The sequence below is a fragment of the Myxococcus sp. AM009 genome (assembly GCF_013372605.1).
GTDB classification, from domain to species: Bacteria; Myxococcota; Myxococcia; order Myxococcales; family Myxococcaceae; genus Myxococcus; species Myxococcus vastator.
The window spans coordinates 1-16,689 of record NZ_JABXEP010000168.1 but is presented as its reverse complement, the minus strand read 5'-3'; the positions used below and the strand labels follow the sequence as shown (position 1 = coordinate 16,689).

Here is a 16,689-nt window from a genome sequence, read left to right as displayed (position 1 = left end):
CCAGCACGCCCATTGACCACCCGTCCGACACGATGTGGTGCATCACCAGCACCAGCACGTGCGCTTCCTCCCCCTCTCTCAGCAGCGTCGCCCTCAGCAGCGGGCCCACCTCCAGGTTGAACGGGCGAAGTGCCTCTTGCTCCACGAGGCGTTTCGTTTCCGGTCCTCCTTCTCCGCCGTCCGGAGTTCCGCGCTCCATGACTTCCAACCGCGTCGTTGCAGTGTCGGAGACAAGCTGGACAGGCATCCCGTTCTGAGAACGGAAGGTGGTTCGCAACGATTCGTGTCGGCGAACCAGTTCATCGAAGCTACGGCGCAACGCTCCGACGTCGAGGACGCCAGTGAGCCGCACTGCGACGGGGACGTTGTAGAAGGCGCTGCCAGGCTCCAGTTGGTCGAGGAACCACAGCCGCTGCTGAGCGAACGATAGCGGCAAGGCCCCCTGCCGCTGTGCCCTCTTCAGTGGTGGCGCCTGGCGCACCGAGCCTCCCACCTGATCGTGGTCCAGCCTAAGGGCCAGCTTCTCCACCGTCGGCGATTCGAAGACATCCCTCAGGGGGAGCTCCACCTGGAAGGACTCGCGCACACGAGACACCAACTGCGTTGCCAGCAACGAGTGGCCGCCCAGCTCGAAAAAGTCTTCATCGACGCTGACTCGTTCGACGTTCAGCACCTCGGTGAAGATGGACGCCAGCTTCTGTTCGGTCGCGGTCCGAGGCGCCTCGAAGTGCGCCGTCTTCGGACCTTGTGCATCCGGGGCTGGCAGTGCCTTGCGGTCTACCTTGCCGTTCGGCGTCAGCGGCAGCGCCTCCAGCACCACGTACGCCGACGGCACCATGTACTCCGGCAGCCGCTGCTTCATGTGGCCTCGCAGTGCACCCGCGTCCAGCGAGGCAGCGTCTCGGGCCGTGACGTAGGCCACCAACCGCTTGCCCTCGCCATCTTCGCGAGCCACCACGACGGCTTCGTTGACGCCACTGTGCTGGGCCAGCGCCGCTTCCACTTCGCCCAGCTCAATTCGGTAGCCGCGCACCTTCACCTGCGTGTCCGCTCGGCCCAGGAACTCCAGCGCCCCGCTCCTCAGCCACCGCACCACGTCGCCCGTTCGGTACAGCCGTTCTCCGTCGCCGTACGGACTCGGCACGAAGCGCTCCGCCGTCAACTCCGGGCGCCCCACGTACCCCACCGCCAACCCGTCTCCGCCCACGTACAGCTCGCCCGGTACGCCCACTGGCACCGGGCGCATCCCACCGTCCAGCACGTACGCCACCGTGTTCTTCACCGGCCGGCCGATGGACACCGAAGCGCCCACCTCTTCCGGCTTCTCCATCCGGTTCGTGCTGGAGAACGTCGTGTTCTCCGTTGGGCCGTACCCGTTGATGAGCACACCGCCCGCGGCCAGCCGCTCCTTCACGCGCGACACCGGCAGCGCGTCACCGCCGGCCAGCAACTGACGGACACTGGCCAGGGCCTTCGGCTGCCGCGCCTGCATCTGCTCGAAGAGCGCCGCCGTCAGCCACAACGACGTCACGCCTGAAGACTCCAGCTTGCGGCCCAACTCCTCCAGCGACGGCGTCCCCGCCGGGTACACCACCAGCTTCGCGCCGTGCAGCAGCGCGCCCCACACCTCCAGCGTCGAGGCGTCGAAGGAGATGGGCGCCAGCTGCAGCCACACCTCCTCCGGCCCGAAGTGCGCGAAGTCCGTCCCGAGCACCAAGCGCGACACTGCTCGGTGCGGCACCCCCACGCCCTTCGGCTTCCCCGTGCTTCCAGACGTGAACATCACATACGCCAGGTTGCTCCCGCCCACGTTGGCAACGGGCGTGCTCTCCGCCTGCACGGCAATCTGCGTGTCCCACTCCGTGTCCACGCACACCACCAGCTCGCCGCCCGCGGCCACCTCGTCCGCCAGCTTCTCCTGCGCCACCAGCAGCGCGACACCCGCCTCCGCCTTCATCCACGCCAGTCGCTCCAGCGGGTAGCTCGCATCCAGCGGTACGTACACGCCTCCCGCCTTCAGGATGCCCAGCACGCTCACCACCAACTCCAGTGAGCGCTCCACGCACAAGCCCACCCGCACCTCGGGCCCCACTCCCATGCCCTTCAGGTGGTGCGCCAGTTGGTTGGCGCGACGGTTCAACTCCGCGTATGTCAGCCGCTCGTCCTCGTACTCCACCGCCACCGCGTCCGGCGTCCGCTGCGCTTGCTCCTCGAAGAGAACGCTCAGGCTCGCATCGCGCGGGTACGTAGACGCCGTCCCGCTCCACTCCTTCACCAACCGCTGCTGCTCCTCGCTGCCCATCAGCGGCAGCTCGGCCAGCCGAGCCTCCGGGTCAGCAACTGCTGCCTCCAACAGCACCCGCAAGTGCCCCAGTAGCCGCTCCATCGTCTCGGCTTCGAACAGGTCGCTGTTGAACTCCAACGCCCCCGTCAGTCCGCCTTCGCTCGACTCACCCAAGCCGAGCGTCAAATCGAACTTCGACGTCTTTCCAGCCGACTCCGCTGCCTCCAGCTTCAGTCCTGGCAGGGTTACCGCGCCTCCTGGCGTGTTCTGCAGCACCAACATCACCTGGAACAGCGGGCTGCGACTCAAGTCCCGCTCCGGCTGCAGCTCCTCCACCAGCCTCTCGAAGGGCACTTCCTGGTGCGCGTACGCACCCAGCGTTACTTCGCGCACCTGCGTCAGCAACTCCCGGAAGCTCGCTGTCGGCGACACCTTCGTCCGCAGCACCAGCGTGTTCACGAAGAAGCCAATCAGCCCCTCCGTTTCGGCTCGCGTGCGGTTGGCGATAGGGGAGCCCACAGAGACGTCGTCCTGGCGCGTATAGCGAGACAGCACCACCTGGAAGGCCGCCAGTAGCACCATGAAGGGCGTCGCGTTCTCCCGCTGCGCCAGCCCCTTCACGCGCTCCCACAGCCCCTTCGGCCACTCCAGCCCTCTCGTCTCTCCCCGGTACGTCTGGACCGTCGGCCTCACCTTGTCCGTCGGCAACTCCAGCACCGCTGGCGCACCAGCCAGCTGCTGCCTCCAGTACCTGAGCTGCTCCTCCAGCACCTCATCCTTCAGCCACTCTCGCTGCCACACCGCGTAGTCCGCGTACTGCACCTCCAGCTCCGAAAGCGGTGACTCGCGCCCCTGCGAGTACGCCTCGTACAGCGCCACCAACTCCCTCACCAGCACCCCCATCGACCACCCGTCCGACACGATGTGGTGCATCACCAGCACCAACACGTGCGCGTCCTCCCCCTCCTTCAGCAGCGTCGCCCTCAGCAGGGGGCCCACCTCCAGGTTGAACGGACGAAGTGTCTCTCGCTCCGTTCGACGCTGGACCTCCTGGGACTTCTCCGTGCCCTGGAGTGAACTCAGGTCCACGAACTCCAGCGCGACCCTTCCAGAGGGAGAGATGACCTGGGTGGGGACACCTGCCTCGGAACAGAAGGTCGTGCGCAACGCCTCATGGCGGAGAACAAGCGATTGGAAGCTCCGCTCCAGCGCGGCAACATCAAGGGCCCCCGAGAGCTTCACCGCCACGGGCACGTTGTAGAAGGCGCTGTCGGGATCAAGCTGGTGGAGGAACCACAACCGTTGCTGCCCGAACGACAGGGGAAGCGCGCCGTCGCGTGAAGCGCGGACCAGCGGAGGAGCGCTCAGCGCAACAGCGGCTCCTGAGGCACCGTCCAGCCGCTTCGCCAGCGTCTCAACAGACCGGGACTCGAAGACTGTCCGAAGCGGCAGTTCGACCCGGAAGGCCTCGCGCACGCGAGACACCAACTGTGTTGCCAGTAACGAGTGGCCACCCAGCTCGAAGAAGTCTTCGTCGACGCTGACGCGCTCGACATTGAGCACCTCGCTGAAGAGGGACGCCAACTTCTCCTCTGTCGGTGTCCGTGGCGCCTCGAAGTGCGCTGGCTTCTGGATGTGTGTATCCGGGGCTGGCAGCGCGTTGCGGTCCACCTTCCCGTTGGGCGTCAGCGGCAGCGACTCCAGCACCACGTACGCCGACGGCACCATGTACTCCGGCAGCCGCTGCTTCACGTGGCTTCTCAGCGCACCCGCGTCCAACGAGGCAGCGTCCCGGACCGTGACGTAGGCCACCAGTCGCTTGCCCTCGCCATCCTCGCGAGCCACCACGACGGCTTCGTTGACGCCACCGTGCTGGGCCAGCGCCGCTTCCACTTCGCCCAGCTCGATGCGGTAACCGCGCACCTTCACCTGCGTGTCCGCTCGGCCCAGGAACTCCAACGTCCCGTTCCTCAGCCACCGCACCACGTCGCCCGTTCGGTACAGCCGCTCTCCCTCACCGTACGGACTCGGAACGAAGCGCTCCGCCGTCAGCTCCGGGCGCCCCACGTACCCCACCGCCAACCCGTCTCCGCCCACGTACAGCTCGCCCGGTACTCCCACTGGCACCGGACGCATCCCACCGTCCAGCACGTACGCCACCGTGTTCCTCACCGGCCGGCCGATGGACACCGACACTCCGACTTCCTCGGGCTTCTCCATCCGGTACGTGCTGGAGAACGTCGTGTTCTCCGTCGGGCCGTACCCGTTGATGAGCACACCGCCCGCGGCCAGCCGCTCCTTCACGCGCGACACCGGCAGCGCGTCACCACCGGCCAGCAACTGACGGACGCGGCCCAAGGCCTTCGGCCGCCGCGCCTGCATCTGCTCGAAGAGCGCCGCCGTCAGCCACAGCGACGTCACGCCTGAAGACTCCAGTTTGCGGCCCAACTCCTCCAGGGACGGTGTCCCTGCTGGGTACACCACCAGCTTCGCGCCGTGCAGCAGCGCGCCCCACACCTCCAGCGTCGATGCGTCGAAGGAGATGGGCGCCAACTGCAGCCACACCTCCTCCGGCCCGAAGTGCGCGAAGTCCGTCCCTAGCACCAGGCGAGACACTGCTCGGTGCGGCACACCTACTCCCTTTGGCTTGCCGGTACTTCCCGACGTGAACATCACGTACGCCAGGTTGCCCCCGCTCACATTGGCGCTCGAAGTGCTCACGGGATGGTGGGCAATCTGCGTCTCCCACTCCGTGTCCACGCACACCCTGGACTCGGTGCCGGAACGCCCCATGGACTCAAGCAACTGCTGCTGCCCCACCAGCAGCGCGACGCCCGCCTCCTGCTTCATCCACGCCAGTCGCTCCAGCGGGTAGCTCGCATCCAGCGGTACGTACACGCCCCCCGCCTTCAGGATGCCCAGCACGCTCACCACCAGTTCCAGTGAGCGCTCCACGCACAAGCCCACCCGCACCTCGGGCCCCACTCCCATGCCCTTCAGGTGGTGCGCCAGCTGGTTGGCGCGACGGTTCAACTCCGCGTACGTCAGCCGCTCGTCCTCGTACTCCACCGCCACCGCATCCGGCGTCCGCTGCACCTGCTCCTCGAAGAGCGCGCTCAGGCTCGCATCGCGAGGATACGTAGAAGCCGTCCCGCTCCACTCCTTCACCAACCGCTGCTGCTCCTCACTGCCCATCAGCGGCAGATCAAGTAGCCGCTTCTCCGGCCCTGCGATGGCCGTCTCCAGCAGAGTCCGCAGATGCTGGAGCAGCCGGCGCACCGTCTCTGCTTCGAACAGGTCGGTGTTGTAGTTCGCCGCCACCACCACGCCATCCGGCACCTCCTCCACCACCAGTGACAGGTCGAACTTCGACGTCCGCCCCTCCGAGTCCAGGCCGGAAAGCGTGAGTCCGCCCCCGAGCGCCACCTCCGTCACAGGCGTGTTCTGCAGCGTCAGCGTCACCTGGAACAGTGGACTCCGGCTCAGGTCACGCTCGGGCTGGAGTTCCTCCACCAGCTTCTCGAACGGCACGTCCTGGTGCGCATACGCCCCCAGCGTCACCTCCCGCACCTGAGCGATCAGTTCACGGAAGTTCGACGCCGGAGACACCTTCGTCCGCAGCACCAGCATGTTCGCGAAGAAGCCGATCAGCCCCTCCGTCTCTCCCTGCGTGCGCCCCGCGATGGGAGCCCCCACGCACACGTCCTCCTGCCCTGCATACTTGGACAGCACCACCTGGAACGCCGCCAGCAGCACCATGAACGGCGTCGCACCTTCACGCCGGCCGAGCGCCTCCATGTCGCGCCAGAGTGCCTTGGGCCACACCTCGTGCCGCAGAGCTCCGCCATACGTCTGGACGGCGGGCCTCGTCTTGTCGGTCGGCAACTCCAGCGCCGCGGGCGCTCCCTCCAGACGTTGCTTCCAGTACCCGAGCTGCGCCTCCAGCACCTCGCCCTTCAGCCACTCGCGCTGCCAGACCGCGTAGTCCGGGTACTGCACCGGCAGTTCCGGCAGGGGGGATGGACGGCCCTGGGAGAAGGCTTCGTACAGCGCCGCGACTTCTCGCACGAGGACGCCCATGGACCAGCCGTCGGAAACGATGTGGTGCGTCATCAGCACCAGGACGTGCTCCCGCTCGCCGAGACGAAGCAGCGTGGTCCGCAGCAACGGCCCCTGAGCCAGCTCGAACGGCCGAAGTGCCTCTACTTCCGCTCGGCGCTGTGCCTCCTGCTCCGCGTCAGGCAGCCCGCTCAGGTCCTCGAACGTGAACGCCACCTGCCCCGCGGGTGCGATGACCTGCACGGGCGCCCCGCCGTCGGCGCGGAAGGTCGTCCGCAGGGATTCATGACGGCGAACCAGCGCGTCGAAGCTGCGCTCCAGCGCGAGCACGTCGAGCGGCCCCGACAGCTTCACCACCGCCGGCACGTTGTAGAAGGCACTCCCCGGCGCGAGCTGCTCCAGGAACCACAAGCGCTGCTGCGCGAACGACAGCGGCAGGACGCTCGTCCGTCCCGCCCGCGGCTTCAACGGAGGCGCGGCGAAGCCCGCTCCGGCGCGCACCCAACGGTCCACCCGCTCGGCGAGCGCGGCCACCGTGGGTGCCTCGAAGAGGTCTCTCAATGGCAGCTCGACACCGAAGGCGCCACGAATCCGGGAGATGGCCTGCGTCGCCAGCAGCGAGTGCCCTCCCAGTTCAAAGAAGCCACTGTGGACCCCAACACGGTCGAGCCCCAACACCTCGGAGAACAGCCCCGCCACCAGCGCTTCCGTGGCCGTGCGCGGCGCGACGAAAGCCTCGGTGTCCACGGCCTGGAAGTCCGGCGCTGGCAGCGCCTTGCGGTCCACCTTGCCGTTGGGCGTCAACGGCAGCGCCTCCAGGACTACCAACGCCTGCGGAACCATGTACTCGGGCAGCGTCTGGCCCAGGAAGTCACGAAGCGCGTCGGCCTCCAGTGTGTGGCCCGGCTTCGGCACGGCGTAGCCCACCAGGCGCTTGCCGTCCGTCCCGCGAGCGTGAGCCACCACGACCGACTCACGCACCGCGGAGTGCCGCTCCAGCGCCGCTTCCACCTCGCCCAGCTCCACGCGGTAGCCGCGGACCTTGAGCTGGTCATCCATGCGACCCAGGAACTCCACCCGGCCATCCGCGAGCAGCCGAGCCCGGTCTCCCGTCCGGTACATCCGCGCCCCCGGCTCGTCCGAGTACGCATCCGGCACGAAGCGCTCGGCGGTCAGCTCCGCCCGGCTCAGGTAGCCGCGGCCCACGGTCCTTCCACTGATGCACAGCTCCCCTGGCACACCCACGGGCACCGGGCGCAGGTACGCATCCAGCACGTAGACGCGCGCGTTCGGAATCGGCCGCCCCAGCGGCACCGACGCCGTCACACGGCCCCGCGGTCCACGCTCCACCCAGAGCGTGAGCACGCCCACGGTCGTCTCGGAGGGCCCGTAGTGGTTGAACACCACCAGGTCCGGTGACAGTTCGTGCACCCGGTCCATCAGCGCCCAATCCGAAACGTCACCGCCCAGCACCAGACGCTGGCGTGGCAATACCCGCTCGGGCTTCCCGGAGGCCAGGAGCGCCTGCAAGTGCGCGGGGACGATCTTCAGGCAGTCCACGGCTTCGCGCTCGAAGAGCGAGGCCAGGGCGGCCGGGTCCGACGCGCACTCGCGAGACACGAGGTGCAGCGCGCCGCCTCGGCAGAGCGTCGGAAAGACAGCGGTGTGTCCCAGGTCCGCCGCCAGCGTGGACACGGAGGCAAACGACGCGCCTCCCGGCAGGTCCAACCGGCGCGTGACGCCGTCTACGTAATGCACCAGTTGCCGGTGCTCGATGGCCACGCCCTTCGGCCGCCCCGTGGAGCCAGAGGTGAAGATGACGTAGGCAAGGTTCTCCGGCGCCGCCACGGGCTCCGGGTTGCGCTCGCTCCGTTCCGACAGAGAAGACGCGTCCGCATCCAGGCGGACCACCTCGCCCGCGTCCCAGCGCAGAACCTCCGCCAGGGCCGCCTGCGTGACCAGCGCCCGGACCCCCGCGTCGGCGAGCACGCTTCGGATGCGCTCGACCGGGAACGTGACGTCCAGCGGCACATAGGCCCCACCCGCCTTGAGAATGCCCCACAGGCCCACCAGGGCGCTGGCCGAGCGGTCCAGGTACAAGCCCACGGGAACATCCGGACCGACGCCCAGCGAACGCAGGTGGTGCGCCAGTTGATTGGCCCGCCGGTTCAGCGCGTCGTAGGTCAGCCGCGAGTCTTCCGCGACGACCGCGAGCGCTTCAGGCGACTTCGCGGCCTGCTTCTCGAAGAGGGCCTGGATGGTGTCGGGAACGAAGTCGGTGCGGGTGTCGTTCCACTCCACGAGCAGCCGACGCTGCTCCTCTGCGCCCAGCAGCGGCAGCTCGCCCAACCGAGCATCCGGTGTCTGGACCGCGGCCTCCAGCAACACGCGCAGATGGCCCGTCAGCCGGTCCATCGTCTCGGGCTCGAAGAGGTCGCTGTTGTACACGGTGCTGACTGACAACCCCCGCGGTGTCTCGGTCAGCTCCAAGGTGAGGTCGAACTTCGACGTGCGCGAGTCACCGTCCATTCCCGCCAGCGTCAAGCCCGGCAGGTGCAGCTCCACGGTGGGCGTGTTCTGCAGGATGAACATCACCTGGAAGAGTGGGCTGCGGCTCAAGTCGCGATCGGGCTTGAGTTCTTCCACCAGTCGCTCGAAAGGGATGTCCTGATGCGCATACGCGCCGAGCGTCCGTTCGCGAACCTGCGCCAACAGCTCCCGGAACGTGGGGTTTCCGGCGAGTCGCGCACGAAGGACGAGCGTGTTGATGAAGAAGCCAATCAGCCCCTCCGTCTCCGCCCGGGTGCGGTTGGCGATGGGCGAGCCCACGCAAACGTCGTCCTGCCCCGAGTAGCGCGACAACACCGTCTGGAACGCCGCGAGCAGCACCATGAATGGCGTGGCACCTTCACGATGCGCGAGCACCTTGACCGACTCCCACAGGTCGCGCGGCCACTGCACCTCCCGGCTGGCGCCACGGAACGTCTGCACCGCGGGACGCGGCTTGTCCGTGGGAAACTCCAGCGCCTGCGAGGCTCCCTGGAGCTGGTCCTTCCACCAGGCGAGTTGTGACGCCAGGACCTCTCCCTGGAGCCACTCGCGCTGCCACACCGCGTAGTCCGCGTACTGGAGCGGAAGCTCCGGCAGCGGCGACGGCAGGCCCCGCGAGCACGCCTCATACAACGCGGCGACCTCGCGGACGAGCACGCCCATGGACCAGCCGTCCGACACGATGTGGTGCATCACCAGCACCAGCACGTGCTCCTGCTCGGACAGCTTCAGCAATCCCGTGCGCAGCAATTGGCCGCGCGTCAGGCTGAACGGAAGCGCTGCCTCTCCGGCGATCAGGCGTTGGGCTTCCGAAGTTCTCTCCGCCTCGGACAAGCCGCTCAGGTCCACCGCGCGCAGCTGGACTTCCGACTCCGCTGCGATGATCTGAACCGGCGCGCCACCGTTGCTCTGGAAGGTCGTGCGCAGCGACTCGTGCCGGAGCACCAGCGCCCTGAAGGCTTGCTCCAGCGCGTCCACCCGCACCGTCCCCGTCAGCTTCACGGCGATAGGGATGTTGTAGGACGAGCTGCCCGGCTCCAACTGGTCGAGGAACCAAAGGCGTTGCTGCGCGAACGACAGCGGCAACGGCCCGGTTCGCTCGACTCGCGTCGGCGGCGGCACATGCAGAACCTGTACGCCGTTCGCCGCAGTGTCGAGCCGCTGGGCGAGCTTCTCTACCGTGGGCGCCTCGAAGACGTCCCGTAGAGGCAATTCGACGTGGAAGGCCTCGCGAACGCGCGAGACCAACTGCGTGGCCAGCAGCGAGTGCCCGCCCAGCTCGAAGAAGTCCCCGTCGAGACCGACGCGCTCGACGTTCAGCACCTCCGCGAAGATGGACGCCAGCTTCTGTTCAGCAGGTGTTCGCGGTGCAATAAAGCGAGCGCTTGCGGCACGCTCTGTATCCGGCGCGGGCAGCGCCTTGCGGTCCACCTTGCCGTTGGGCGTCAACGGCAGCGCCTCCAGCACCACGTACGCAGACGGCACCATGTACTCCGGCAGCCGCTGCTTCACGTGGCTTCTCAGCGCACTGCCCTCCAGTTCCGCGCCCTCTTGCGCGGTCACATACGCCACCAGTCGCTTGCCCTCGCCATCCTCGCGGGCCACCACCACCGCTTCGTTGACGCCACTGTGCTGGGCCAGCGCCGCTTCCACTTCGCCCAGCTCAATTCGGTAGCCACGCACCTTCACCTGCGTGTCCGCTCGGCCCAGGAACTCCAACGTCCCGTTCCTCAGCCACCGCACCACGTCGCCCGTTCGGTACAGCCGCTCTCCGTCGCCGTATGGACTCGGCACGAAGCGCTCCGCCGTCAACTCCGGGCGCCCCACGTACCCCACCGACAACCCGTCTCCGCCCACGTACAGCTCGCCCGGTACGCCCACTGGCACCGGGCGCATCCCACCGTCCAGCACGTACGCCACCGTGTTCTTCACCGGCCGGCCGATGGATACCGACACTCCGACTTCCTCGGGCGCCTCCATCCGGTACGTGCTGGAGAACGTCGTGTTCTCCGTTGGGCCGTACCCGTTGATGAGCACACCGCCCGCTGCCAGCCGCTCCTTCACGCGCGACACTGGCAGCGCGTCACCACCCGCCAGCAACTGACGGACACTGGCCAAGGCCTTCGGCTGCCGCGCCTGCATCTGCTCGAAGAGCGCCGCCGTCAGCCACAACGACGTCACGCCTGAAGACTCCAGCTTGCGGCCCAACTCCTCCAGGGACGGTGTCCCTGCTGGGTACACCACCAGCTTCGCGCCGTGCAGCAGCGCGCCCCACACCTCCAGAGTCGATGCGTCGAAGGAGATGGGCGCCAACTGCAGCCACACCTCCTCCGGCCCGAAGTGCGCGAAGTCCGTCCCCAGCACCAGGCGAGACACCGCTCGGTGCGGCACCCCCACGCCCTTCGGCTTCCCCGTGCTTCCCGACGTAAACATCACATACGCCAGGTTGCTCCCGCCCACGTTGGCGACGGGCGTGCTCTCCGCCTGCAAGGCAATCTGCGTCTCCCACTCCGTGTCCACGCACACCACCAACTCGCCGCCCGCGGCCACCTCGTCCGCCAGCTTCTCCTGCGCCACCAGCAGCGCGACACCCGCCTCCTGCTTCATCCACGCCAGTCGCTCCAGCGGGTAGCTCGCATCCAGCGGTACGTACACGCCCCCCGCCTTCAGGATGCCCAGCACGCTCACCACCAACTCCAGTGAGCGCTCCACGCACAAGCCCACCCGCACCTCGGGCCCCACTCCCATGCCCTTCAGGTGGTGCGCCAGTTGGTTGGCGCGACGATTCAACTCCGCGTACGTCAGCCGCTCGTCCTCGTACTCCACCGCCACCGCGTCCGGCGTCCGCTGCGCTTGCTCCTCGAAGAGAACGCTCAGGCTCGCATCGCGTGGGTACGCCGACGCCGTCCCGCTCCACTCCTTCACCAACCGCTGCTGCTCCTCGCTGCCCATCAGCGGCAGCTCGGCCAGCCTCGTCTCTGGCGCGCTCACAGCGGCTTCCAGAAACACCCGCAGGTGCCCCAGCAGCCGCTCCATCGTCGCGGCCTCGAACAGATCGCTGTTGTAGTTCACCGCCACGGAGAACCCGTGCGGCACCTCTTCCGCGAGCAGCGACAAATCGAACTTCGAGGTCTTCTCCTCGGCGTCGACGCCCGTCAGCGTCAACTCCCGCAGTTGGACCTCGGAGAAAGGTGTGTTCTGCAGCGTCAGCGTCACCTGGAACAACGGGCTCCGGCTCAGATCACGCTCAGGATGAAGCTCCTCCACCAGCTTCTCGAACGGCACGTCCTGGTGCGCATACGCCCCCAGCGTCACTTCGCGGACCTGTGCCAATAGTTCGCGGAAGCTCAACACCGGGGACACCTTCGTCCGCAGCACCAACGTGTTGACGAAGAAGCCAATCAGCCCCTCCGTCTCCTCGCGCGTGCGTCCCGCGATGGGCGATCCCACGCTCACGTCGTCCTGGCCCGAGTAGCGCGACAGCACCGCTTGAAAGGCCGCGAGCAGCACCATGAACGGTGTCGCGCCCTCCCTCTGCCCGAGCGCCTTCACCGCGGCCCATCGCTCGGAGGGCCAGATCGTCTCCTGCATGCCCCCGCGGAATGTCTGCGTCGCCGGGCGAGGCTTGTCCGTGGGCAACTCCAACGCACTCGGCGCTCCAGCGAGCTGCTGTCGCCAGTATCCGAGCTGCGTCTCCAACACGTCGTCCGCCAGCCACGCGTGCTGCCAGACAGCGTAATCGCCGTACTGGAGCGGAAGGTCCGGCAACGGGGAGCGCTGTCCCTGGGACAGCGACTCGTAGAGCGCGGCCACCTCGCGCACGAGGATGCCCATGGACCATTCGTCCGACACGATGTGGTGCATCACCAGCACCAGGACGTGCTCCCGCTCCCGCAGCTGAAGCAGCGTGGCCCGCAGCAACGGGCCCTTCTTCAGGTCGAAGGGTCGCTGGGCTTCCTCTTCAGCCCAGCGCTTCGCGGCGGCATCACGCCCGGTGTCCTCCAGCGCGTCCAGGGACACCACGGCGAAGGCAAGAGTCGGCTCGGCCGAGATGACCTGCGTCGGGGTTCCACCCTCGGCGCGGAAGGTCGTCCGCAGGGGCTCATGGCGGCGCACCAGCTCCTCGAAGCTCCACTCCAGCGCGCGCGGGTCCAATGGGCCCGTCAACTTCACCACCGCGGACACGTTGTAGAACGCGCTCCCCGGCTGGAGCTGATCCAGGAACCACAGCCGCTGCTGCGCGAACGACAAAGGCAGCTCACGGGCGCGCGGCACCACCGGGCTTCGGAGCACCGGCAGCTCGACCCCGGACCGCTTCGCCTGTTCAATGCGACGCGCCAGCTCCGCCACCGTGGGCGCCTCGAACAACTCCCGCAGCGCGAGCTCCACCCGGAAGGCCGAACGCACCCTCGAGACGAACTGCGTCGCGAGGAGCGAGTGGCCCCCCAGTTCAAAGAATCCGTCGTGGATGCCTACGCGCTCCACGCCCAGCACCCGGCTGAAGAATCCGCAGAGCAGCTCTTCCGTCGGGGTGCGCGGTGCGACGTACTGTCGCTCGCTGACGTCCACGTCTGGGGCGGGCAGCGCCTTGCGGTCCACCTTCCCACTGGGGAGCAGCGGCAGCGACTCCAAGACGACGAACCACGAAGGCACCATCGCCGGAGGCAGACGCTCCCCCAGGAAGGCCCGCAGCGCCGCGGCCTCCACGGCTCCTGACGCCTCCCCTGGCACCACGTAGGCCACGAGCCGCGGCTCGTCCGAAGCATCCTTCCGCGCCACAACCACGGCGACGTGGACGGCAGGGTGCTCCGCCAGCACCGCTTCCACCTCGCCGGGTTCGACACGGTGACCCCGCACCTTCACCTGCGTGTCCACGCGACCCAGGAACTCCAGCGAGCCTCCCGAGCGCCACCGCGCCTGGTCGCCCGTGCGGTAGAGCCGGGCGCCCGGCGCACGAGCAAAGGCGTCCGGCACGAAGCGCTCCGCTGTCAGGTCCGGCCGGCCCACGTAGCCGCGAGCCAGGCCCTCTCCACCGACGAAGAGTTCGCCCGGGACGCCCACTGGGACTGGCTGGCCCTGTGCGTCCAGGACGTAGGCCTGGGTGTTCGCGATGGGCCGACCAATGGGCGCGAAGGGGCCTTCGCCCAGGTCGCCTCCCAGCCAGGCCGTGGCATCGACCGTGGTCTCGGTCGGCCCGTACGCATTGATGACGGTCGTGGACGGCAGCCGCGCCCGGGCCTGGTGAACGAGCTCCACCGGCAGCGCCTCGCCCCCGGACACCAGCACCCTCAGGCCCGAGGCTCGCGCCACATCTTCATGCGCCAACAGGACGCGCAGCTGTGACGGAACCAACTGGAGCACCGTGACCCGCAGGCGCTCCAACGCGGCCAGCAGCACCTCGGTGTCGCTCTCGGCATCGGGCGGTGCGATGACCAGCCGAGCACCAGAGACCAGCGTGGCCAGCAGCTCGGGCACCGAGGCGTCGAAGCCAGCAGAGGCCTTCTGCAACACCCGGTCTCCCGTGCCCAGCTTCAACGCGGCGATGAACCACGCCGTGTGTCGCGCCAATGCGCGGTGGGAGACGAGCACGCCCTTGGGACGTCCCGTAGACCCCGAGGTGAAGAGGACGTAGGCGGCGTTGTCCGCCAACGCGCTCGAACTCCAAGGCTCGGCCGCGGCTGCCCCAAGGTCATCCTCGAGCAACACCACGGGCATCGAGGCCGCGGACATCACGTCCCGCAGCGCCCGCTGGGTGAGGAGCACCGCGGGCGCCGCGTCCTCCAGGATGCGCGCCAGTCGCTCACGGGGAGCCTCCGGCTCCAGCGGCACCCAGGCCCCACCGGCCTCCAGGATGGCGAGCAGCCCCACCACCAGCTCCGGCGAGCGGCGCGCGCAGAGGCCCACTCGGACCTCGGGGCCAACCCCCAGCCGCCGCAAGTGCGCCGCCAGCACGTGGCTGCGGGCCATCAACTCCTCGAAGGTGAGCTGCCCGCCCTCCCAGGCGAGCGCCACCGTCTCCGGCATGCGCGTCGCAAGGTTCGCCAACTGCACGTGCACGGGCGTATCGCGCGGATACTCCGCCGCGGTGTCGTTCCATTCGACCAGGAGCTGATGCCGCTCCTGAGGAGAGAGCAGCGGCAGCTCGGACAAGCGGCGGTCCGGGGAGGCCACGGCAGCCGCCAACAGCGTGAGCCAGTGCGCGGCCATGCCCTGGATGGTGGCCGTCTCGAAGAGGTCCGCGTTGTATTCGAAGACACCGGAGAAGCCTTCCGACAGGTCCTCCAACGCCAGCGTCAGGAAGAACTTCGCGGCGCCGATCTCCGTGTCCATCGCGCTCATCGACAGCCCGGGCACGAGCGCCTCCGGCACAGGCGTGTTCTGCAGGGAGAACATCACCTGGAACAGCGGCGAGTGACTGAGGGTGCGCTCCGGCTGGAGCTCTTCCACGAGCTGCTCGAAGGGAACGTCCTGATGCGCGTAGGCGCCCAGCGCCGCGTCCTTCACCTCGCGGAGCAGCGTGAGGAACGGCTTCTCCGCGGACGGACGTGCCCGCAGCGCCAGGGTGTTGACGAAGAAGCCGATGAGCCCCTCCGTCTCCGCCCGGTTGCGTCCGGCGACGGGCGTTCCCACCACCAGGTCGTCCTGCCCCGAGTACCGGGCCAACAAGGCTTGAAAGCCCGCCAGCAGCACCATGAACGGCGTCGCGCCATGCCGCTGCGCCAGCGCCTTCATGCCTGAGGACAGCGCCGGTGGGAGGCTCACCGGGAGGTTCGCGCCCCGGAAGGTCTGAACCGCGGGCAGCGGCCTGTCCGTGGGAATCGAGAGGACCTGCGGGGCTCCTTCGAGCTGCTGACGCCACCAGTCCAGTTGCCGCTGAAGCGCGCCACTCTCCAGCCAGGCGCGCTGCCACGAGGAGAAGTCACCGTATTGCACGTCCAGTTCGGGCAGCGGCGACGGCTGTCCTTCGCGGAAGGCACCGTAGAGGCCCGCGAGTTCCCGGACGATGACGCCCATGGACCACCCGTCCGAGACGATGTGGTGCATGTTCGCCAGGAGCACATGCTCCGCCTCGGAGCACTTCAGCAATCGCGTGCGAAGCAACGGTCCACTGGCGAGGTCGAATCCGCGGAGTGCCTCCTCACGCAGCAGTCGATGGACCTCCGCCTCGGCCGCGTCGGACGAGAGCGACGACAGGTCCACCACCGGCAGGGCGTTCACCGCCTGCTGGGAGACAATCTGCACGGGCGTCCCGCCCTCTGCGCGGAACGTCGTTCGAAGGACTTCATGACGGCGCACCAACTCACAGAGCGCGCGCTCCAGTGCATCCACCCGCAGAGCGCCCGAAAGTCGGATGGCCAAGGGGATGTTGTAGACGGGGCTCCCTGGTTCCAGTTGTTCGAGGAACCACAGTCGCTGCTGCGCGAATGACAGCGGCAGTGCTCCCAACCGTGGCGCTCGCTTCAAGGGCGGTGCGTGAAGGGCTGAAGCCCCCGCCTGCATTTCCTCCAGCCGGAGGGCCAGTTTCTCCACCGTCGGCGATTCGAAGACGTCTCTCAGGGGGAGTTCCACCTGGAAGAATTCGCGGACGCGCGACACCAACTGCGTGGCCAGCAGCGAGTGGCCGCCCAGCTCGAAGAAGTCTCCGTCGAGCCCGACGCGCTCGACATTGAGCACCTCGGTGAAGATGGACGCCAGCTTCTGTTCGGTCGCGGTCCGAGGCGCCTCGAAGTGCGCCGTCTTCGGACCTTGTGCATCCGGGGCTGGCAGTGCCTTGCGGTCTACCTTGCCGTTCGGCG

The 16,689-nt window shown here is 68.0% G+C and carries 1 protein-coding gene; it reads right to left on the bottom strand.

The genetic code is table 11. From position 1 onward, the window contains the following. Positions 1-16,689 (bottom strand): non-ribosomal peptide synthase/polyketide synthase (locus HV824_RS29945; protein WP_176424802.1); only part of this gene is annotated, 16,689 nt, incomplete at both ends.